Below are 19,409 nucleotides of genomic sequence, written 5' to 3'. Positions count from 1 at the left end.
CGTTACACTCGGCCGTCAACAAGAAAGACTCGAAGGCCCACCGATGCTGTTCGGCAAGCTCCTGCCCCGCGAGGGCAATTTCTACGAGTTGTTCAACCAGCACGCCGGCCGGGTGGTCGAGGCGGCGCACGCGTTTGCCAGGCTGGTCGCCAATTACGACGACATGAACCTGCGCGAGCAGTACACGCGCGAGGTCGACCACGCCGAGCGCTCGGCCGACCGGGTCACGCACGAGGTCAACCGCCTCATCCACAAGACCTTCATCACGCCGATCGACCGCGACCAGATCCACCGGTTGATCAACACCATGGACGACGTGGCCGACCTGATCCAGGACTCGGCCGAGACCATGTCGCTGTACGACCTGCGCCGGGTCAACGAGGAGATCACGCGGCTGGCCGACCTGTCCGTCAAGTGCTGCGAGCGCCTGCGCGAGGCCGTTTCCATGATCGGCAGCCTGGCCGACCCGGCCACCGCCGAGGCCGCGCTCAAGACCTGCGAGGAGATCGACCGGCTCGAGTCCGACGCCGACCGCGTGATGCGCGCGGCCATGACCAAGCTGTTCCGCGACGAGCCGGACGTGCGCGAGGTGCTCAAGCTCAAGGCCATCTACGAACTGCTGGAGACCGTCACCGACAAGTGCGAGGACGTGGCCAACGTGATCGAGGGCATCGTCCTCGAGAACTCCTGAGGGCCGGCCCGGATGGAAACCATGCAGGCCGCCCTGTGGGTGGTGATCATGCTGGTCGCGCTGGCGCTGGCATTCGACTTCATGAACGGCTTCCACGACGCGGCGAACTCGATCGCCACGGTCGTGTCCACCGGCGTGCTGCGGCCCACCCAGGCGGTGCTGTTCGCGGCCTTCTTCAACGTGGTGGCGATCGGGGTGTTCCACCTGAGCGTGGCGGCCACCGTGGGCAAGGGCATCGTCGAGCCGGGGGTGGTCGACACGCACGTCGTCTTCGGCGCGCTGCTGGGCGCCATCCTGTGGAACGTCATCACCTGGTACTACGGCATCCCGAGCAGCAGTTCGCACGCGCTGATCGGGGGCATCGTGGGCGCGGTCATCGCCAAGACCGGCGTCGGCTCGCTGATCACCGGCGGCATCGCCAAGACGGTGCTGTTCATCTTCGTCTCGCCGATGCTGGGCTTCCTGTTCGGCTCGCTGATGATGGTGCTGGTGGCCAACGCGTTCCGCCGCGTGCGGCCCTCGCGCATCGACCGCTGGTTCCGCCGGCTGCAGCTGGTCTCGGCCGGTGCCTACAGCCTGGGGCACGGCGGCAACGACGCGCAGAAGACCATCGGCATCATCTGGCTGCTGCTGATCGCCACCGGCTACGTGTCCAAGGGGGCCGATGCCCCGCCGATGTGGGTGATCGTCAGCTGCTACCTGGCGATCGGCCTGGGCACCATGTTCGGCGGCTGGCGCATCGTCAAGACCATGGGGCAGAAGATCACCAAGCTCAAGCCGGTGGGCGGCTTCTGCGCCGAAACGGGCGGGGCGATGACGCTGTTCCTGGCCACCGCGCTGGGCATCCCGGTGTCCACCACCCACACCATCACCGGCGCCATCGTCGGCGTCGGCGCCACCCAGCGCGCCAGCGCCGTGCGCTGGGGCGTGGCGGGCAACATCGTGTGGGCGTGGATCTTCACCATCCCGGCCAGTGCCTTCATGGCGGCGGTCGGCTACTGGTTGAGCCTGCAGGTATTCTGAGGCTGGCTACGGAGCAAGCCGGGGCAGTTCGCCCGCCCGTGTCATTGCGGGCTTGACCCGAATCCATCACCCGGCGCCGGGACACGCGAGGCGTCGTGCTGCGGGCGGGGGATGGATCCCGGCTTTCACCGGGATGACATGCAGGGGAGTGCGGTTAAGGGCCCCCTCGCGCCCTCACCGCGAAATCTTCCGTCCTTCTTCCACCTGGTACTGGAAGTACCCCTGGAAGCCGATCGCGATGCTGGCCATCAGCACGCCGGTGCCGATCATCAGGGCGGCGACGATGGCCCAGATGGTGGCCCAGCCGGTACGGCCGGCCGGCGCTTCCGGGTCGGCCTGCGGATTGAACCGCGCATTCCAGCGATCCGGCGTCATCAGGCCGTAGACGATGGCCGTCAGGCAGCACGCGGCGAAGGTGATTCCCCCCACCGGGATCAGCGCCCAGCTGAGCGCGTCGTTCTGCCCCAGCGACCACATGCGCAGCACCCCGTAGGCGCCCGCCAGCGTCGGCAGCGGCAGCAGCCAGCCCAGCCAGTCGCCCGGGCCATGCAGGTAGAAGCGGTGCAGGCCGAGGGCGCCGCCCGCGAAGGCCAGCCAGGCCGCCAGGGTCTTGTTCTTCATGCCGCCTCCGGCGGGGTGCTGCTGCCGGCGCCCAGCGGCTTTTCCATCAGGACGATGTCCAGCCAGCGCCCGAACTTCCAGCCGCACGCGGCAATGGTGCCCACCGGGGTGAAGCCCAGCGAACGGTGCACGCCGAGCGAGGCGGCATTGGCCGAATCGCCGATCACGGCGATCAGCTTGCGCACGCCGGCCGCCTCGGCCTGCGCGACCAGCGCCGACAGCAGCTGCTTGCCCAGGCCCCGGCCGGCCGCATCGGGGTGCAGGTAGATCGAGTCCTCGGCCGAGAACCGGTAGGCGGGCCGCGGCTTGAACCACTGGCAGTAGGCGAAGCCGAGCACCCGGCCGTCCTGCTCGGCCACCAGCCAGGGCAGGCCCCTGGCCTGCACGTCGGCGTGGCGGGCGGCCATTTCTTGGGCCGTGGGCGCGGTGGTCTCGAAGGTGCCGGTGCCGTTGAGCACGTGGTGGGCGTAGATCGCGGCGATCGCGGGCAGGTCGTCGGCGGTGGCCGGGCGGATCAGGGGCATCGGGGCAGGCAGTCTATAATCGCGGGCTTTCCAGCGTGTCGCTGGCCGGGTGGCCATGTCGCGTGTCTCAACGCTGGGGGATCAACGTCGAAGCCGGCTTCGTGGCCCTTCCAAGGGGGCGCCGGCGTTCCACCCGAAGGATAAATCATGGTCGTCATCCGACTCTCGCGCGGCGGTTCCAAGGGCCGTCCGTTCTTCAACATCGTGGTCGCCGACAAGCGCGTGCGCCGCGACGGCAGCTTCATCGAGCGCCTGGGCTTCTACAACCCCACCGCCAAGGGCGGCGAGGAAACCCTGCGCCTGGCGCAGGACCGCCTGACCTACTGGCGCAGCGTCGGCGCCCAGGCCTCGCCCACCGTCGAGCGCCTGATCAAGCAGGCCGCCCAGGCCACGCCGGCCGCCGCCCCCGCCGCGGCCTGACGCCTCCCATGGCCCCCGGGCTGGAGCCGGCCGAGCTGCCGGCCGATGCGGTCGAAGTCGGGCGCATCCACGACGCCTGGGGCATCAAGGGCTGGTTCAAGGTCCAGCCCCACAGCGCTTCCCCGGAAGCGCTTTTTTCTTCCCGCCGCTGGTACCTGCAGCCGCCCGAGAGGGTGGTGAAGCCGGCCTTCGCCGGCACCGTGCTGCTGCGCGTGCGCGAGGCGAAGGAGCACTCCGACAGCGTGGTGGCCAGTGCCCACGAAGTCGGGGACCGCGCCGCCGCCGAGGCGCTCAAGGGCGCCCGCATCTTCGTGCCGCGCTCCAGTTTTCCGACGCCCGCCGACGACGAGTACTACTGGGTCGACCTGATCGGATTGGACGTGGTCAACCGCGAGGGGGTCGCGCTCGGCACCGTGCGCGACCTGCTGGCCACCGGCCCGCAGACCGTGCTGGTGGTCGGCTACGAAGCCGGCGGCCGGCCGGCCGAGCGCATGATTCCCTTCGTGTCCGCGTACGTCGACCAGGTGGACATCGCGGGCCGGCGCGTCACGGTCGACTGGCAGCCCGACTACTGAAGCAGGCGCCCCCATGCGCTTCGACGTCCTCACGCTGTTCCCCGAACTGTTCGGGCCCTTCCTCGAAAGCGGGGTCACGCGCCGCGCCTTCGAATCGAAGCAGGTCGACGTGCGGCTGTGGAACCCGCGCGACTTCGCCGAGGGCAACTACCGCCGCGTGGACGACCGCCCGTTCGGCGGCGGCCCGGGCATGGTGATGATGGCCGCTCCGCTGGCGCGCTGCGTGGCGGCGGTGCGGGCCGACCGTGGCGATGCCGTGCCGCTGGTGCTGTTCTCGCCGACCGGCCGGCGGCTCGACCACGGCCAGGTGGCGCAATGGTCCGCCGGGGAAGGCGCCATCCTGCTGTGCGGGCGCTACGAGGGCATCGACCAGCGCTTCATCGAGGCCCACGTCGATATCCAGCTGAGCCTGGGGGACTTCGTGCTCTCGGGCGGCGAGATCGCCGCCATGGCGCTGCTGGATGCGGTGGCGCGCCTGCAGCCCGGGGTGCTGAACGAGGCCGGCAGCCACGAGGCCGACAGCTTCAATCCCGCCATCGACGGCCTGCTGGACTGCCCGCACTACACCCGTCCGGAGGAGTGGGAAGGCCGGCGGGTGCCGGCCGAACTGCTCTCCGGCCACCACGCGCAGATCGAGCGCTGGCGGCGCGAGCGCCGGCTCGAGGCCACCGCCCGCCAGCGCCCCGAGCTGCTGGCCGCCGCGCGCGCGGCCGGCCGGCTGGATGCGCGGGACGAAGCCTTCCTGGCCACCCTCGGCCCGACCGGGGCCGACGCGCTATAATTTCCGGCTTTCCGATCCTCTGCCCGGCCGCCCCGGGCCCGCCCGGGCAGGGCGGCTGACGCGGGGCCTTTTGCGCAGCGCGGGCACGATCGAAGGAACCGCCATGAACCTGATCCAGACCCTCGAGCAAGAGGAAATCGCCCGCCTGGGCAAGAACATCCCCGACTTCGCGCCCGGCGACACCGTGGTCGTCAGCGTCAAGGTCGTCGAAGGCAACCGCAAGCGCCTGCAGGCCTACGAAGGCGTGGTCATCGCCAAGCGCAACCGCGGCCTGAACAGCGCCTTCACCGTGCGCAAGATCTCCAGCGGCGAAGGCGTGGAGCGCACCTTCCAGACCTACAGCCCGCTGATCGCCGGGGTGGAAGTCAAGCGCCGCGGCGACGTGCGCCGCGCCAAGCTGTACTACCTGCGCGAGCGCAGCGGCAAGTCGGCCCGCATCAAGGAAAAGCTGGTCTACTCCAACAAGGACAAGGCGGCCGCTGCCGCCGAGTAACCGGCCGTCCCGCCAGGAGCCGCCGCCGCCCGCGCAGGGCCGCGGCGGTTTTTCGTTCCGAACGCCATGCCCATAGACCCGATCCCGCCGCTGCCGGCCGACCTGCCCCCGCTGTCGAAGCTGCCCAACTTCGATCCGCGCGCGGTGCCCGTGGCCGGGATCGACTCGCACCTGCCCGCGGTGGCGCGCGAGGCGCTGGTGCCGGGCGCCATCCGCGAGCGCTTCCGCGCCGCGCCGGCCTGGGAGCCGGAGATCTGGGCCGAGCGGCGCTTCACCGACCGGCAGCCCGCGCTGGCCTCGGTGCTGGTGCCCATCGTCATGCGCGACGAGCCCACCGTCCTGCTGACCGAGCGCGCCACCCACCTGAAGACGCATTCGGGGCAGGTGGCTTTCCCCGGCGGCAAGCGCGACGAGACCGATGCGGACGAAGCGCACACGGCGCTGCGCGAGGCGCAGGAGGAGATCGGCCTGGACGCCGGCCGGGTCGAGGTGCTGGGCAAGATGCCGACCTTCACCACCGGCACCCGCTTCATCGTCACGCCGGTGGTGGGGCTGGTGCGCCCCGGCGCGCCGCTGCGGCTGAACCCGCACGAAGTGGCCAATGCCTTCGAGGTGCCGCTGCGCTTCCTGATGGACCCGGCGCACCACCGGCGCCACATCTTCGAGTTCATGGGCGTGCAGCGCGAGTGGTTCTCCATGCCCTACATGGACGGCCGCGACGAGCGCTTCATCTGGGGCGCCACGGCAGCCATGCTGCGCAACTTCTACCGGTTCCTGTCGGCCTGAGGATTTCACCCCCTTCCGGGTGGGCCTGCCCTTCTCCTGTCGCCTCGGGGGAAGGCCGGTCTTTCTCCCCCCTGGGGGAGGGCCGGGGTGGGGGCATGCACGGCGCCGGCATGCCCCACCCCGACCCCCCGGAAGGGGGAGGGAACGAGACCGCGCCACCGTATCATCTGCGCCCATGTCCTTCTTCGCCATCCTGTTCGCGCTGCTGATCGAACAGGTGCGCCCGCTGGCGCGGCACAACCCGATCCATGCGGGGCTGCGGGCCTGGGCGCGCTGGGCCAGCCGCAACTTCGACGCGGGCAAGGCCCACCACGGCTGGATCACCTGGGGCGTGGCGGTGGTGCTGCCGGCGCTCGTGGCGCTGGGCATCCACTGGGCGCTGCTGCTGCTGGTCGGCTGGCCCGCCGCCATGGTCTGGAGCGTCGCGGTGCTGTACGCGACCCTGGGGTTCCGGCAGTTCAGCCACCACTTCACGGCGATCCGCGACGCGCTGGATGCGGGTGACGAGGACCGCGCGCGCGAACTGCTGGCCCAGTGGCAGCAGGTCGACGCGGCCGAACTGCCGCGGCGCGAGATCGTGCGCCACGTGATCGAGTACTCGGTGCTCGCCGCCCACCGGCACGTGTTCGGCGTGCTGGCCTGGTTCTCGGTGCTGGCGGCCTTCGGCCTGGGCCCGGCGGGCGCGGTGTTCTACCGGATGAGCGAGTTCGTCACCCGCTACTGGCGCCACCGCAGCCGCCTGCAGGCGCAGCCGTCCAGCGAGGCGCTGCAATCCGCGGCCGGCCGCGCCTGGTCCGCCGTCGACTGGCTGCCGGCGCGCATCACGGCGCTGGCCTTCGCGGTGGTCGGCAGCTTCGAGGAGGCGATCGACTGCTGGCGCCATCACGCGCAGCGCTTCCCGGACGACAACGACGGCGTGGTGCTGGCCGCCACCTCGGGCGCGGTGGGCGTGCGCCTGGGCGGCGAGGCCCTGCGCTCGGCCTTCGCGCCGAACGGCTCGCAGGCGTTCAGCGTGGCGGCCGCCGGCGCGCCGGACCCCGCCGACAGCGAGAGCACCCCCGGCCGCGAAGCCGAACCGGCCCACCTGCGCAGCATCGTCGGCCTGGTCTGGCGCTCGGTGGTGCTGTGGATGGTGCTGCTGGCGCTGCTGACGCTGGCGAACCTGCTGGGGTGATGGGGAAGAGGAGGGCGGCAGAGCTGCCCTCCGGGCCAGACCGTGCGGAATAACATGCAGCACGGTCTCCTTTGTGAGAAGGAACCGGCTTTGCCGGGCCTTCTCACACATGCCAAGCCACTGAAGAAAGTCGCGCAGCGACTTTCTTCAGTGAATCTTCAGTACCGCTGCGGCGCGCTCAGTTCGTCGAACAGGTCGCAGTAGATCCGGTACCGGTTCGAGGTGACCGGGTGCTCGGCCTCCGCGTGGGCGGCGGCGGAGATGACCGCGCAACCCGGCTCGTGCCGGTGGGTGCAGTTGTAGAAGCGGCAGTGGCCCAGGTGGGGCCTGAGGTCGCGCATCAAGCCGGCCAGGTGCGCCGGGTCGATGTGGTGCAGGCCGAATTCCTGGAAGCCCGGCGAGTCGATCAGCGCCGTGGTGCGCGCGTCGTCCACCCAGTACCAGGTGGTGCTGGTGGTGGTGTGCCGGCCCGAGCCAAGCGCGCGCGAGATCTCGCCGGTCTGCGCCGCCGCGCCGGGCACCAGCAGGTTGATCAGCGTGCTCTTGCCCGCGCCCGAGGGCCCCAGCACCAGCGTGGTCCTGCCCTGCAGGTGCGCCAGGAGGTGCCGGCGGTCCACCTCGCCCGACAGCCGCAGCGACAGCGGCAGCACGCCGTAGCCCATCTGCTGGTAGGGCAGCAGCCGGGTCCACGCACGCTCGAAGGGCTCGACCAGGTCGCTCTTGTTCAGGGCCACCAGCGGCGTGATGCGCTCGGCCTCGGCGGCGATCAGCGCGCGCGCCAGCTGCTGCTCGGAGAACTCCGGTTCGGCCGCGATCAGCAGCAGCACCTGGTCCAGGTTGGCGGCAAAGGACTTGGTGCGGACCTCGTCCTGACGGTAGAAGAGGTTGCGGCGCGGCTCGACTTTCTCGATGCTGCCCTCGTCGTGCGCCGGCAGCCACCGCACCCGGTCGCCGACCACGGCCTGGGTCTTCTTGCCGCGCGGATGGCAGATGCGCCGGCTGCCGTCGGGGGACTCCACCAGCACGTGGCGGCCGAAGCCGGCGACCACCAGGCCGGGCGACAGGCCGCCCCCGCGATCAGCCAAGGGCACCGTCCATCAGGCCAGCAGGCCGTCCACCAGGGCGGCGCACTCGAAGTCCGAAGTCGACAGGCCCTTGACGTCGTGGGTGTTGAAGCGCACCACGCAGCGGTTGTAGTGCACCGACAGGTCCGGGTGGTGGTCCTGCGCGTGGGCGACGAAGGCCACGGCATTCACGAACGAGATCGTCTCGTAGTAATTCGCGAAGGTGAACGTCTTCTCGATGGCGACATCGGGGCCGTCGCCGGCCAGCTGCCAGCCGGGCAGCGAGCCCATGCGGGAGACGACCTCGGTCGGGGTCAGCGCCCGTCGTGGCGTCTTCGACCCGTCCTTCTTCTTCAGCATCGAGCTCATGGGGCACCTCCGGCAGCGGCCATCCTCGCCAGCCGTTCGGAAGCGGGCGGGTGCGAGTAGTAGAACCTGACGTACAGGGGATCGGGCGTGAGTGTCGAGGCGTTGTCCTCATACAGCTTGAGCAGCGCATTGCGCAGGTCGTGCGAGCCGGTCTGCGAGACCGCGAAGGCGTCGGCCTGGAACTCGTTGCGGCGCGACAGCAGCGCCAGCAGCGGCGAGACGAAGAAGGTGAACAGCGGCACCACCAGCAGGAACAGCACCAGCGCCAGCGCGTCGTTCGGTCCTTCCAGGTTGGGGGCCACGCCCAGCCCCGTGTAGAACCAGGGCTGGCGCGACAGCAGCCCCAGCAGCCAGAAGCCGATGGCGCTGAAGGCGAACAGCAGCGCGATCATCTTCACCAGGTGCTTGTGCCGGAAATGCCCCAGCTCGTGCGCCAGCACCGCATCCACCTCGCCGGCCGACAGCCGGGACAGCAGCGTGTCGAAGAACACCACCCGCTTGGCCGCGCCGAAGCCGGTGAAGTAGGCGTTGGCGTGGGCGCTGCGCCGGCTGCCGTCCATGACGAACAGGCCTTTCGCGCGGAACCCGCAGCGCTGCATCAGTGCCGTGACGCGCGCCTTCAGCGCCTCGTCTTCCAGCGGCTTGAACTTGTTGAACCAGGGCGCGATGAAGAGCGGGTAGACCACCATGGCCAGCAGGTTCACGCCCATCCACACGGCCCAGGCCCAGACCCACCACATCGGGCCCGCCGCCCCCATCAGCCACAGGACCAGCCACGCGATCGGCCCGCCGATCAGCACCGCCAGCACCAGGCCCTTGGCCAGGTCGGCCAGCCACAGCGTCCAGGTCATCTTGTTGAAGCCGAAGCGTTCCTCGACCACGAAGGTGCCGTACAGGGAGAACGGCAGGTCCAGCAGGCCGCCGATCAGCGCGAAGGAGGCCAGCAGGGCGAGTTGCTGCCCCATGCCCGGACCCAGCACGCCCAGCAGGGCCTGGTTGAGCGCGTGCAGGCCGCCCAGCAAGGTCCAGCCCAGCAGCACCGCGGCGCCGAACGCCATCTCCAGCAGCCCGACGCGCGCCTTGGCCAGCGTGTAGTCGGCCGCCTTCTGGTGCGCCGCGAGCGACACCGTGCCGGAGAAATCCGCCGGCACCTCGGCGCGGTGCCGCGCCACGTGCCGGATCTGGCGGGTGGCCAGCCAGAACTTCACGCCCAGCCCCGCCAGCAGGGCGACGGCGAAGGCCAGGGTCCACAGGTACGAGGCGCTCATCGCGGCGAGTGTAGGGAATCCGCGGCGCGGCCGCAGCGGTGACAATCGGGCGATGACCGACACCACTCCCGCCGCCGAAGTGGCGACCCTGCAGAAGAACGACCAGAACCTGGTGTGGCTCGACTGCGAGATGACGGGGCTGGACCCCGAAACCGACCGCATCATCGAGATCGCCGTGGTGGTGACCGGGCCGCAGCTGCAGCCGCGCGTGGAGGGCCCGGTGTTCGCCATCCACCAGGCCGACGAGCAGCTCGACCGGATGGACAACTGGAACAAGACCACGCACGGGCGCAGCGGGCTGGTCGACCGGGTCAAGGCATCGATCATTTCGGAGGCGATCGCCGAGCAGGCCCTGCTCGACTTCATCGGGCAGTACGTCGCCAAGGGCCTCTCGCCGATGTGCGGCAACACCATCGGGCAGGACCGGCGCTTCCTCGTCAGGTACATGCCGCGGCTGGAGGCGTACTTCCATTACCGCAACCTCGACGTCAGCACGCTGAAGGAGCTGGCGCGCCGCTGGCGCCCCGAGGTCTACAACAACTTCAGGAAGCAGCAGGCGCACACCGCCCTGGCGGACGTGCACGAGTCGATCGACGAGCTGGCCCACTACCGCGAGCACTTCATCCGGCTCGGGGAATAAGAGCCGCCCCCCGGCACGCGGCGCGCGCTTGTGGGACAATAGCTGGCTTCGCGGCGCACCCCGTGCCGCAATCCCCGCATCCGACCTTCATGCACAGGCCCCCCGATGGGCCACCGGCGCACGCGCCGGACGTCGTTGATGGTTGCATGTTCCCTTGACCATTGACGACGGCGGCGCCGGACGGCCCCGCCGCATGAAAGCTTCATGACCGACACGTTCGACGTGCAGGGCGACTTCGCGCCTGCTCACACCTCTTTCGAAGACACCACCGCCACGGCCGCGCCGCCGAACGGCTTCGCCCGCCTGGGCCTGGAGCCCGAGTTGATCGCCGCCGTGGAGGACCTCGGCTTCTCGCAACCCACCGCGGTGCAGGACGAAGTGATCCCGCGCGCGCTGCCCACCGGCGTGGAGGGGGGCGACGCCTTCATCGACCTGATGGTGTCCAGCCAGACCGGCAGCGGCAAGACCGCGGCCTTCCTGCTGCCGGTGCTGCATACGCTGCTGCAGGTGCAGCGCGAGGGCGTCGAGCGCGAGCGCGCCGAGGAGAAGCGGCTGGCCGACGAGGCCGCTGCGCGCGGCGAAGCGACGCCCCGGCGCCGCCGCCGCAACCCGACCGATCCGCGCAACTTCAAGCCCGCCGTGCCGGGCGCACTGGTGCTGTGCCCGACGCGCGAGCTGGCGCAACAGGTGGCGCACGACGCCATCGACCTGGTCAAGCACTGCAAGGGCCTGCGCATCGCCAACGTGGTGGGCGGCATGCCCTACCAGATGCAGATCGCGCGGCTGCAGAACGCCAACCTGGTGGTCGCCACCCCCGGCCGGCTGCTGGACCTGCAGCGTTCGGGCCAGATCCAGCTCGACCAGGTGCGCTTCCTGGTGGTCGACGAGGCCGACCGCATGCTGGACCTGGGCTTTGCCGACGACCTGGCCGAGATCCAGCAACTGACGGCGCAGCGCCAGCAGACCATGATGTTCAGCGCCACCTTCGCGCCGCGCATCCAGCAGCTGGCCGCGCGCGTGATGCGCCAGCCGCAGAAGATCCAGATCGACACGCCGCAGGAGCGCCACGCCAACATCCGGCAGGTGCTGTTCTGGGCCGACCACCCGCAGCACAAGCGCGCGCTGCTGGACCATTGGCTGCGCGATGCCTCGATCGACCAGGCCATCGTGTTCGCCTCGACCCAGGTCGAGTGCGATGCGCTCGCCGCGGACCTGCAGCAGACCGGCTTCGCCGCCGTGGCGCTGCACGGCGCCCTGAGCCAGGGCCTGCGCAACCGCCGGCTGGGCGCGCTGCGCAACGGCCAGGTCCAGATCCTGGTGGCCACCGACGTGGCGGCGCGCGGCATCGACGTGCCGACCATCACGCACGTGTTCAACTTCGGACTGCCGATGAAGAGCGAGGACTACACGCACCGCATCGGCCGCACCGGCCGGGCCGGGCGCGACGGCCTGGCGGTGACCTTCGCCGAGTACCGCGACCGCTTCCGCATCTTCGACATCGAGGCCTTCACCAGGCAACCGTTCAAGGCCGAGGTGGTGCAGGGGCTGGAGCCGCAGCAACGGCCGCCGCGCGCGGCGCAGCCGGGCTTGGGCGGACGCGGACGCAGCGGCGCACCCGCGCCGCGCGGCGGCGCCGGCCATGGGGGGCGGCGTAGCGCCGGCGCCGAATACGGCCGCAAGGCGGGCTTCGGCGACTTCAACGGCGATCGCCGTGAGCGCCGCGAATCGTCCCCTTGGGAGAAGCCCGCGCCGCGCTCGTTCGCCAAGCCCGGCAACGGCGGCAAGGTGTTCGTGCCGCGCGACGCGAAGAAAAGGGCGTACAAGCCGGCGCGCTGACTTCCGAGGCCGGCTGACTTGGAGACCCCCGCGCTGACCTCCGAGGCCGGCTGGCTTAGAGGTCCCGCGCTGACCTCCGAGGCCGGCGCGCTGACTTCGCAGCCCGTGCCTTCCCGTGTCATTCCGGCGAAAGCCGGGATCCATCACCAGGCGCCTGAACACGCCAAGCGCTGATTCCAGCTCCGGGTGATGGATTGCGGCTCAAGGCCGCAATGACAGGGGACTGTGTCATGCCGGCGAAAGCCAGGAGAAAGCCGGAATCCATCTCACGCGTGCGCCACCACGTGCCGCCCGATCTCCGGCCAGCGGCGGTGCACGTACAGCCAGGCCACCAGCCCCACGCCCATCATCAGCAGCGAGGCGATCGCCAGCCAGGCGGTGGAGTGCATGACCAGCGGGGCGATCGCGCCGGCGACGATGCCGTTGGCGGTGGAGCCGATCACGGCCTGCAGCGACGAGGCCAGGCCACGCCGGCCGGGATTGAGGTCCAGCACCAGCAGGGTGACCACCGGCACCATCAGCGACCAGCCGAAGGCGAACAGCGCGATCGGCAGCAGCGCCCACCAGGCCTGCGCGACGAACAGCAGGTTGGCCGCCACGTTCAGCAGCGACACCGCCAGCATGATCACGAAGCCGTGCCGGATCTGCTGCTTGGGCGGGATGCGGCCGGCCAGCCGCCCGCTGAACCAGGCGCCGCCCATGATGCCGGCGATGGTGAGCAGGAAGAACCAGAAGAACTCGGTCGGCGCCAGCCGCAGGTGCGTGCCCAGGAACTCCGGCGCCGCCAGCACGTACAGGAACATGCCGTTGAAGGGCACGCCGCTGGCCAGCGCCAGCAGCAGGAAGCGCGGGCTGGCCCCGAGCGCCCAGTAGCCCTGCATCAGGTTGCGCACCTTGAAAGGCTGGCGGTGGTCCAGGTGCAGCGTCTCGGGCAGCAGCCTCCAGTTGGCCGTCCACAGCACCACGCCGACGGCGGTGAGGAACCAGAAGATCGAGTGCCAGCCCAGGTGCACGAACAGCCAGCCGCCGATGATGGGCGCCACCGCCGGTGCCACGCCGAAGTAGATGGTCACCTGGCTCATGACCTTCTGGGCCTGCGCCGGCGGGAACATGTCGCGGATGACCGCGCGCGACACCACGATCCCGGCGCCGGTCGACAGGCCCTGCAGCCCGCGGAAGAACACCAGCTGGCCGATGGTCTGCGACAGCGCGCAGCCGGCCGAGGCGAGCGTGAACACGGCGATGCCCCACAGCACCACCGGACGCCGGCCGAAGCTGTCCGACAGCGCGCCGTGGAACAGGTTCATGAAGGCGAACCCGAACAGGTAGGCCGACAGCGTCTGCTGCATTTCGACCGGCGTCGCGCCGATCGCGGCGGCGATGCCGGAGAAGGCCGGCAGGTAGGTGTCGATCGAGAACGGCCCCAGCATGCCCAGCACGGCCAGCAGCACGGCCAGCGCCCAGCGTGGCGCGCGCCACAGCTTGTCGGCGTCGGGGTTCACGCGTGGCGCTCCGAAGGGACGGGCGGTGTTTCCTTGGGGCGTCCGGTCGCGTGCGGGAACGAAATCATGTGGCCCCGATGTTAGGGGCAAGCGGTGGCGGCAACCGGCGCGGCGTTGCGCGCGCCCCTCAGCCCCGCGCCGCGGTCGCTGCGTCCTTGTCGTGTGCCCGCCGCAGCCCGTAAGGCGGCGGCACGGCGAGGTCGAAGAAGGACTTGTCCAGGTGGCGGGCAAAGCGCGCCGGCCAGGCCTCGCGCGGATAGAAGGCGGTGCCGTGCGGGCCCGACAGGCGCACCAGGCCATCGTGCTGCAGCGCGATGCGGAAGCCGCCGGGGTCGCGTCCGCGCTCGCGCAGCAGGGTGGCGAGCAGTTCGAGTTCGTCGGGGAGCAGGTCGGATCCGGTCACGTCCGCATCATGTTGGCGGCGCCTGCCTGAGCGGTAGGCGCACCGGAGGCAGCGCGTGTAGGACGGGGCCTCGCGGCAACCCGGCGCGCGAGCCGTCGCACGCAGGCGTGCAGCGCCGTCCTACGAAGTGGCGCCGCGGCCGTGGCGACGATGGCAGCCGAAAGGGAAATCGTCACATGAAGCCATACCGCCGCAGGCGGCGCAGGGGGCACTGAGATGGCCCCGGAAGAGTTCGGCCTGGTCGGCACACCCTACTTCTGGACCGGCATCGCCAGCCTGGTCGCCCTGTGGGCGATCCTGATGCTGGTGCTCTGGGCGGGCGCCTGAGCGTTTGCCGGCGGCCTGCCGTCAGCGCGACGGTTGCCGGCCCGCCGGGCTGCGCACGCCCCGTGCCGTGCGCAGGCGGCGCCGCTTCCACCACAACAGCAGTCCACTGCCACCCAGCGTCGCCAGGGCCAGGCCGGTGGCGCCCACGAGCACTTGATGCGCGGGCCCGCCGAGTGTGCCCGTGTGCAGCGGATAGACGAAGGACACCAGCCGGTTGCCGGCATCCAGTTCCGACCAGCGCGCCGTGCGCAGCACCCGGCCGCTGCGCGGGTCCAGCCACACGGACGTGAGGCCGTTGGGGTGCGGGTCGTCCGGCAGCTTCAGCCGTACGCGGACCGGCAGCGCGGCCTTGGCTGGAACCTGCACGTAGCCCACCCTGGCCGCGGGGTAGAGCGCCGTGGCTTTGCGCACGAGCGCATCCAGCGGTGACCCGCCTTCGCCGGCCGCGCCGTGCAGCTGCGGTGGCGCCAGCGGCGCGCTGCCCACTGCCGTGCTCACGAGCGTGCGCAGCGGCGGCCAGGCCATGTAGGCACCGCTCGCCACCGAGAGGGCGATCACCAGGCCGAGCAGGGCGCCCGCCGTGTTGTGCAGTTCCAGCAGGCTCCTGGCCGCCCCGGCGCGCCAGTGGACGCGAAAGGACGGCGGCCAGCGCCGCGGCCACCACAGCACGAGCCCCGTCGCCAACAGGCAGAGATAGGTGCCCGCCGCGGTGGCAAGCACGGCCTTGCCGGTTTCGCCGAGCAGCAGCGAGCTGTGCAGCTCGAACAGCAGGTTGTAGGCCCCCTCGGTCTCGCCCCGGCGGCCCAGTTCGTGACCGCGCGAGTCGAAATAGACCACGCCGTCCCAGGGGCCGCTGACATACACCCACAGGCTCTCGCCCGCTTCGCGCGGCGGCCTGAACGTGTACGCCGTGCCGGGTCCGAACGAGTGATCCAGGTGCCGGCGGACATCTTCCAGCGTCGCAGCCGGCGCCGACGAGGCCCCGGTCGGATCGCGGAACAGGCCCGGATGGCGCCACTGGTCCAGCGGCCGGGCCAGGGTGAGCAGGGCACCCAGCAAGCCGGCCAGGACCAGCAGCCCGCCCAGTGTGAGCGCTACCCAGCGGTGCAGCTGGAGCCAGGTGTGGCGCAGCGCGGGTTGCATCCGTTACACTTCGCGAATACGAACAATTCTCATTGAGGTTGACTTTACCATGCTCCAGTTCCCCCGCCTGCATCCCACCCCCCTCGTTGCCGCGCTTGCGGCGCTTGCCTGGTGCGGGGGCGCGGCAGGGCAGGACGCGGGGGTGCGGACGCTGCCGGAGATGCGGGTGACGAGCGAGCGGCCGGCCAGCTTCAGCTCACGCAACGTGCAGGCCGGCGCCTTCCGCGACCAGGATCCGCTGGACGTGCCGCTGACCAACAACGTCATCACCCGCGGCGTGCTGGACGCGCAGGGCGCCAACAGCCTGTTCGAGGCGCTGCGCAACACCGCCGGGGTGACGCGCTCGCAGCTCAGCGGTTCGACCTACGACAACATCTCGATCCGCGGCATCCTGGTGGAAAACCGCGGCAACTACCGGCTCAACGGCTCGCTGCCGGTGGTCAACCTGATCGACATCCCGCTGGAGAACAAGGAGCGGGTCGAGGTGCTCAAGGGCGCGAGCTCGCTCTACTACGGCCTGGTGCCGCCCAGCGGCGTGGTCAACTTCGTGACCAAGCGCGCCGGCCCCACGCCGGTGACCAGCGTCGCCACGTCGGTCAACAACCACGGCGGGGTCGACGCCCACCTGGACGTCGGCCGGCGCTTCGCCGATGGCGACATGGGCCTGCGCTTCAACGCCGCGGCCGGCAAGGTGGACATCGGCATCGACAATTTCAGCGGCGACCGCGGCCTGGTGGCACTGGCCTACGACTGGCGGGTGCGCCCCGGCTTCAGCCTGAAGGCGGACCTGGAGCACTATCGCAAGGACGTGAGCGAGCAGGCCGCGATCGCGGTGCCCGCGGCGGTGGGCGGCGCGATCACGCTGCCGGGCATCCCCGGCAACCGGCGCAACCTGGCCGGCGAGTGGCAGCACTACGACGCCGAGGCGACCAACCTGCTGCTGCGCGGCGACCTGGCGCTGGGCGACAACTGGTCCATGGTGCTGGAGACCGGGCGCGCGGAAACCGTCCGCAGCCGCCGCTTCTCGCAGTTCCAGAACTTCGACCTGGGCACCGGCGAAGGTTCGCTCGTGATCTTCTTCGCCGACGGCCAGAAGTACGTCAACGACAACCACCGCGTCGAGCTGACCGGGCTGCTGGGAACCGGCCGCATCCAGCACGAGCTCACCATCGGCTACACGCAGAACGAGCGCAACGCGTACTCGGGCGACTCCGCGCCGAGGGCGACGGTGCCGCAGAACCTCTACAACCCCCGGCCGGTGGCGCCGCTGGACCCGGCGCTGGCCGCCGGCACCGACTCGACGATCACGGACAAGGGGCTGTACGTCTTCGACCGGGTGAGGCTCGGCGAGCGCTGGCAGGTGCTGGCCGGCCTGCGCGCGGCGGACTACAGCAACGTCACCGCGACGTCGCGGTTCGACGCGGACGAGGTCTCGCCCAACCTGTCGGTCATGTTCAAGCCCCACCCCGACACCTCGGTGTACGCCAGCTACCTCGAAGGCCTGGAGGAGACCGGCACGGCGCCGGCCAACCGCGCCAACACCGGCGAGATCCTGCCGCCGGCCGTGAACAAGCAGAAGGAGATCGGCGTCAAGACCCGCGCCTTCGCCGGCGTGTTCGCGCAGGCCGCGCTGTTCCAGATCGACCGGCCGCAGACCACGGTCGATGCCGGCAACCGCTTCGTGCTGGGTGGCAAGAGCCGCTACCGCGGCCTGGAGCTGTCGGCCAGCGGCGAGATCACGCCGCGCTGGTCGGTGATCGGCTCGATGCAGCTGCTCGACGCCACCATCGCATCGGTGGGGGCGGCCAACGCCGGCGAGCTGGGCAAGACGCCGGAGAACACGCCGCGGCGCACCTTCAGCCTGTTCGGCGAGTACCGGCTGCCGCAGGTCGCCGGCCTGTCGCTGAGCGCGGGCCTCTTCCACGTGGGCAAGCGCGCCGTGAACAACCTCAACCAGGCCTGGGTCGGGAGCTACGCCACGCTGTCGCTGGGCGCGCGCTACCGCACCCGGGTCGCGGGCCAGAACGTGACCCTGCAGGCCAACCTGGACAACGCCACCGACCGCGACTACTGGGCCACCGCCGGCAACGGCCTGCTGGGCACCGGTGCGCCACGCACCCTGCGCGTGGGGGCCAAGGTCGATTTCTGACGCGAAGGAGTCCTGCATGAGCCGCACCTCGAATCTCGCGCGCGCCGCGTCGGGCTGGCAGCCCGTGCTGCGCTGGCTGCTGGCGGCGCTGTGCCTGCAGCTCGGCGCCACGGCGGCGCTGGCGCAGTCGCCCGCCGACGCCGCCCCCTCGGTGGTCCACATGCTCGACTACGTCAGCGTGGACTACCCCGAGTTCGTGCAGGACGGCAAGGTGCTCGACGAACCCGAGTACGAGGAGCAGAAGGAGTTCGCGACCCGCTCGCTCGCGCTGCTGCAGCGCATGCCCGATGCGAACGGCAAGCCCGCGCTGCTGCACAAGGCGGGTCAGCTGGTGGCCGCCATCGAGGCCAAGGCGCCCGGCAGCGAAGTCTCCGCGCTCGCGCGGCAGGTCGCGGCGGACGTGATCCGCCTCTACTCGGTGGCCATCGCGCCGCGCCAGGCGCCGGACCTGGCGCGCGCGGCCACGCTGTTCCAGCAGCAGTGTGCGTCCTGCCACGGGGCGCAAGGCCGCGGCGACGGGCCGGCCGCGCAGGGCATGGACCCGCCGGCCAGCAACTTCCACGACGAGGCGCGCATGCGCCAGCGCAGCCCCTACGGCCTGTACAACACCATCACGCTGGGCGTGGGCGGCACGCCCATGCGCGCCTTCACCGAGCTGTCGGATGCGGACCGCTGGGCCCTGGCTTTCTTCGCCGCCGGCCTGCGCCACTTGCCCGCCACGAAGGCTCGCGGCGAGCAGCAGTGGCAGCAGGGCGTGGGCAAGGCCGAGCTGGGCAGCCTGAAGCAGCTGGTGACGGCCGCGCCGGGCGAGCTCGCGGCCAGGGGCGGCGACCTGGCGGCCGTGCAGGCGTACCTGCTGTCGCAGCCGCAGGCGCTGGACGCGAACCGCCCCGGCGCCCTGGTGTTCACGCGCAGCCAGCTGCAGCAGGCGCTGGCGTCGTACCAGCGCGGCGACCGCGAAGCCGCGCGCCGCCAGGCGATCACCGCCTACCTCGAAGGCTTCGAGCTGGTCGAGTCCAGCCTGGACAACGTGGCGCCGGACCTGCGCATCGCCACCGAGAAGGAAATGATGGCGCTGCGCCATGCCATCGACGACGGCCAGCCGGCGCAGGCCGTCGCGGCGAACGTGGAGCGCATCGCCGCACTGCTCGAGCAGGCCGAAGGCAAGCTCGGCGAGGACGGCCTGTCCGCGCAGGCGGCCTTCACCAGTTCGTTGCTGATCCTGCTGCGCGAGGGGCTGGAGGCCATCCTGGTGCTGGCCGCGATCATCGCCTTCGTGCGCAAGACCGGCCGGCGCGACGCCATGCCCTGGATCCATGCCGGCTGGATCGCGGCCGTGGCGCTGGGGGCGGCGACCTGGCTGGTGTCCAGCCAGGTGCTGGCGATCACCGGCGCCAGCCGCGAACTGACCGAGGGCGTCTCGGCGCTGCTGGCCTCGGCCATGCTGCTGTACGTGGGCGCGTGGCTGCACAAGCGCTCGCATGCGCAGGCCTGGCAGTCCTTCATCCGCGAGCAGGTGACCTCGGCCCTGGAACGGCGCACCCTGTGGGCGATGGCCGGCATCGCGTTCCTGGCGGTGTATCGCGAACTGTTCGAGGTGATCCTGTTCTACCAGGCGCT

20 protein-coding genes are annotated in these 19,409 nt (G+C 70.8%); 12 read left to right on the top strand and 8 right to left on the bottom strand.

Annotated elements, in window-relative coordinates:
* Positions 1-43: 43 nt before the first annotated feature.
* The gene (locus V6M57_RS10170; protein WP_332814873.1) at positions 44-691 is read left to right on the top strand and encodes a DUF47 domain-containing protein; all 648 of its coding nucleotides are present in this window, start codon (positions 44-46) and stop codon (positions 689-691) included.
* Between the two features lie 12 nt (positions 692-703).
* Positions 704-1,714 (top strand): inorganic phosphate transporter, encoded by a 1,011-nt coding sequence (locus V6M57_RS10165; protein ID WP_332814872.1) that lies wholly within the window; start codon positions 704-706, stop codon positions 1,712-1,714.
* 174 nt (positions 1,715-1,888) lie between these two features.
* Here the strand turns inward: V6M57_RS10165 and V6M57_RS10160 are convergent, their stop codons facing one another.
* Positions 1,889-2,335, bottom strand: a complete 447-nt coding sequence (locus tag V6M57_RS10160) for a TM2 domain-containing protein (RefSeq protein ID WP_332814871.1) — start codon at positions 2,333-2,335, stop codon at positions 1,889-1,891.
* A complete protein-coding gene (locus V6M57_RS10155; protein WP_332814870.1) occupies positions 2,332-2,859 on the bottom strand; it encodes a GNAT family N-acetyltransferase in 528 nt (175 codons plus the stop codon). The genes V6M57_RS10160 and V6M57_RS10155 overlap by 4 nt, the downstream gene beginning before the upstream one ends.
* 147 nt (positions 2,860-3,006) lie before the next feature.
* Between V6M57_RS10155 and rpsP the strand changes: the two genes are divergently transcribed.
* The 6 genes from rpsP to V6M57_RS10125 all read left to right on the top strand — a co-directional run bounded on the left by rpsP (position 3,007) and on the right by V6M57_RS10125 (position 7,088).
* Complete coding sequence (gene rpsP, locus V6M57_RS10150; RefSeq protein WP_332814869.1) at positions 3,007-3,279, top strand: 30S ribosomal protein S16; 273 nt, start codon at positions 3,007-3,009, stop codon at positions 3,277-3,279.
* 8 nt (positions 3,280-3,287) lie between these two features.
* Positions 3,288-3,854: a ribosome maturation factor RimM gene (rimM, locus tag V6M57_RS10145; RefSeq protein WP_332814868.1), complete on the top strand. Its 567-nt coding sequence runs from the start codon at positions 3,288-3,290 to the stop codon at positions 3,852-3,854.
* A 13-nt stretch (positions 3,855-3,867) separates the two neighbouring features.
* Positions 3,868-4,635 carry a tRNA (guanosine(37)-N1)-methyltransferase TrmD gene (gene trmD, locus V6M57_RS10140; RefSeq protein WP_332814867.1) on the top strand — a complete coding sequence of 256 codons (768 nt, stop codon included), beginning with the start codon at positions 3,868-3,870 and terminating at the stop codon, positions 4,633-4,635.
* A gap of 103 nt (positions 4,636-4,738) precedes the next feature.
* Positions 4,739-5,128: a 50S ribosomal protein L19 gene (rplS, locus tag V6M57_RS10135; RefSeq protein WP_332814866.1), complete on the top strand. Its 390-nt coding sequence runs from the start codon at positions 4,739-4,741 to the stop codon at positions 5,126-5,128.
* Between the two features lie 66 nt (positions 5,129-5,194).
* On the top strand, positions 5,195-5,914 hold the full coding sequence (locus tag V6M57_RS10130; RefSeq protein WP_332814865.1) for a CoA pyrophosphatase: 720 nt from the start codon (positions 5,195-5,197) through the stop codon (positions 5,912-5,914).
* Positions 5,915-6,089: 175 nt separating this feature from the next.
* Positions 6,090-7,088, top strand: coding sequence for a CobD/CbiB family protein (locus V6M57_RS10125; protein ID WP_332814864.1), 999 nt, complete (start codon positions 6,090-6,092; stop codon positions 7,086-7,088).
* A 158-nt stretch (positions 7,089-7,246) separates the two neighbouring features.
* Here the strand turns inward: V6M57_RS10125 and rsgA are convergent, their stop codons facing one another.
* From rsgA to V6M57_RS10110, 3 genes are read right to left on the bottom strand one after another with little or no spacing between them, the layout of a single operon-like run.
* The gene (gene rsgA, locus V6M57_RS10120; protein WP_332814863.1) at positions 7,247-8,173 is read right to left on the bottom strand and encodes a ribosome small subunit-dependent GTPase A; all 927 of its coding nucleotides are present in this window, start codon (positions 8,171-8,173) and stop codon (positions 7,247-7,249) included.
* A gap of 12 nt (positions 8,174-8,185) precedes the next feature.
* A complete protein-coding gene (locus V6M57_RS10115; RefSeq protein WP_332814862.1) occupies positions 8,186-8,521 on the bottom strand; it encodes a 4a-hydroxytetrahydrobiopterin dehydratase in 336 nt (111 codons plus the stop codon).
* Positions 8,518-9,789, bottom strand: a complete 1,272-nt coding sequence (locus V6M57_RS10110) for a M48 family metallopeptidase (protein ID WP_332814861.1) — start codon at positions 9,787-9,789, stop codon at positions 8,518-8,520. Before V6M57_RS10110 ends, V6M57_RS10115 begins: the two co-directional genes overlap by 4 nt.
* Positions 9,790-9,841: 52 nt before the next feature.
* Between V6M57_RS10110 and orn the strand changes: the two genes are divergently transcribed.
* Together orn and V6M57_RS10100 are read left to right on the top strand one after the other, a co-directional pair.
* Positions 9,842-10,429: an oligoribonuclease gene (orn, locus tag V6M57_RS10105; RefSeq protein ID WP_332814860.1), complete on the top strand. Its 588-nt coding sequence runs from the start codon at positions 9,842-9,844 to the stop codon at positions 10,427-10,429.
* A gap of 204 nt (positions 10,430-10,633) precedes the next feature.
* Complete coding sequence (locus V6M57_RS10100) at positions 10,634-12,265, top strand: DEAD/DEAH box helicase (protein WP_332814859.1); 1,632 nt, start codon at positions 10,634-10,636, stop codon at positions 12,263-12,265.
* Positions 12,266-12,531: 266 nt separating this feature from the next.
* Here V6M57_RS10100 and V6M57_RS10095 read toward each other — a convergent pair whose 3' ends face one another.
* The 3 genes from V6M57_RS10095 to V6M57_RS10085 form a co-directional block, all read right to left on the bottom strand.
* Positions 12,532-13,767, bottom strand: a complete 1,236-nt coding sequence (locus V6M57_RS10095; protein WP_332814858.1) for a multidrug effflux MFS transporter — start codon at positions 13,765-13,767, stop codon at positions 12,532-12,534.
* Between the two features lie 127 nt (positions 13,768-13,894).
* Positions 13,895-14,170 carry a hypothetical protein gene (locus tag V6M57_RS10090; protein WP_332814857.1) on the bottom strand — a complete coding sequence of 92 codons (276 nt, stop codon included), beginning with the start codon at positions 14,168-14,170 and terminating at the stop codon, positions 13,895-13,897.
* 348 nt (positions 14,171-14,518) lie between these two features.
* Positions 14,519-15,640, bottom strand: coding sequence for a PepSY-associated TM helix domain-containing protein (locus tag V6M57_RS10085; protein WP_332814856.1), 1,122 nt, complete (start codon positions 15,638-15,640; stop codon positions 14,519-14,521).
* A 49-nt stretch (positions 15,641-15,689) separates the two neighbouring features.
* Here V6M57_RS10085 and V6M57_RS10080 point away from each other — a divergent pair, with 49 nt between their 5' ends.
* Both V6M57_RS10080 and V6M57_RS10075 read left to right on the top strand, forming a co-directional pair.
* On the top strand, positions 15,690-17,789 hold the full coding sequence (locus V6M57_RS10080; RefSeq protein ID WP_332814855.1) for a TonB-dependent siderophore receptor: 2,100 nt from the start codon (positions 15,690-15,692) through the stop codon (positions 17,787-17,789).
* A gap of 16 nt (positions 17,790-17,805) precedes the next feature.
* Positions 17,806-19,409, top strand: a 1,604-nt coding sequence (locus V6M57_RS10075) for an FTR1 family protein (RefSeq protein WP_332814854.1), incomplete at its 3' end; no start/stop codon positions are given.

Source organism: Ramlibacter sp., from assembly GCF_036676645.1.
In the GTDB taxonomy this organism is placed as follows: Bacteria; Pseudomonadota; Gammaproteobacteria; order Burkholderiales; family Burkholderiaceae_C; genus Ramlibacter.
The sequence above is the reverse complement of the archived record's forward strand: the minus strand, read 5'-3'. Positions and strand labels throughout refer to the sequence as shown.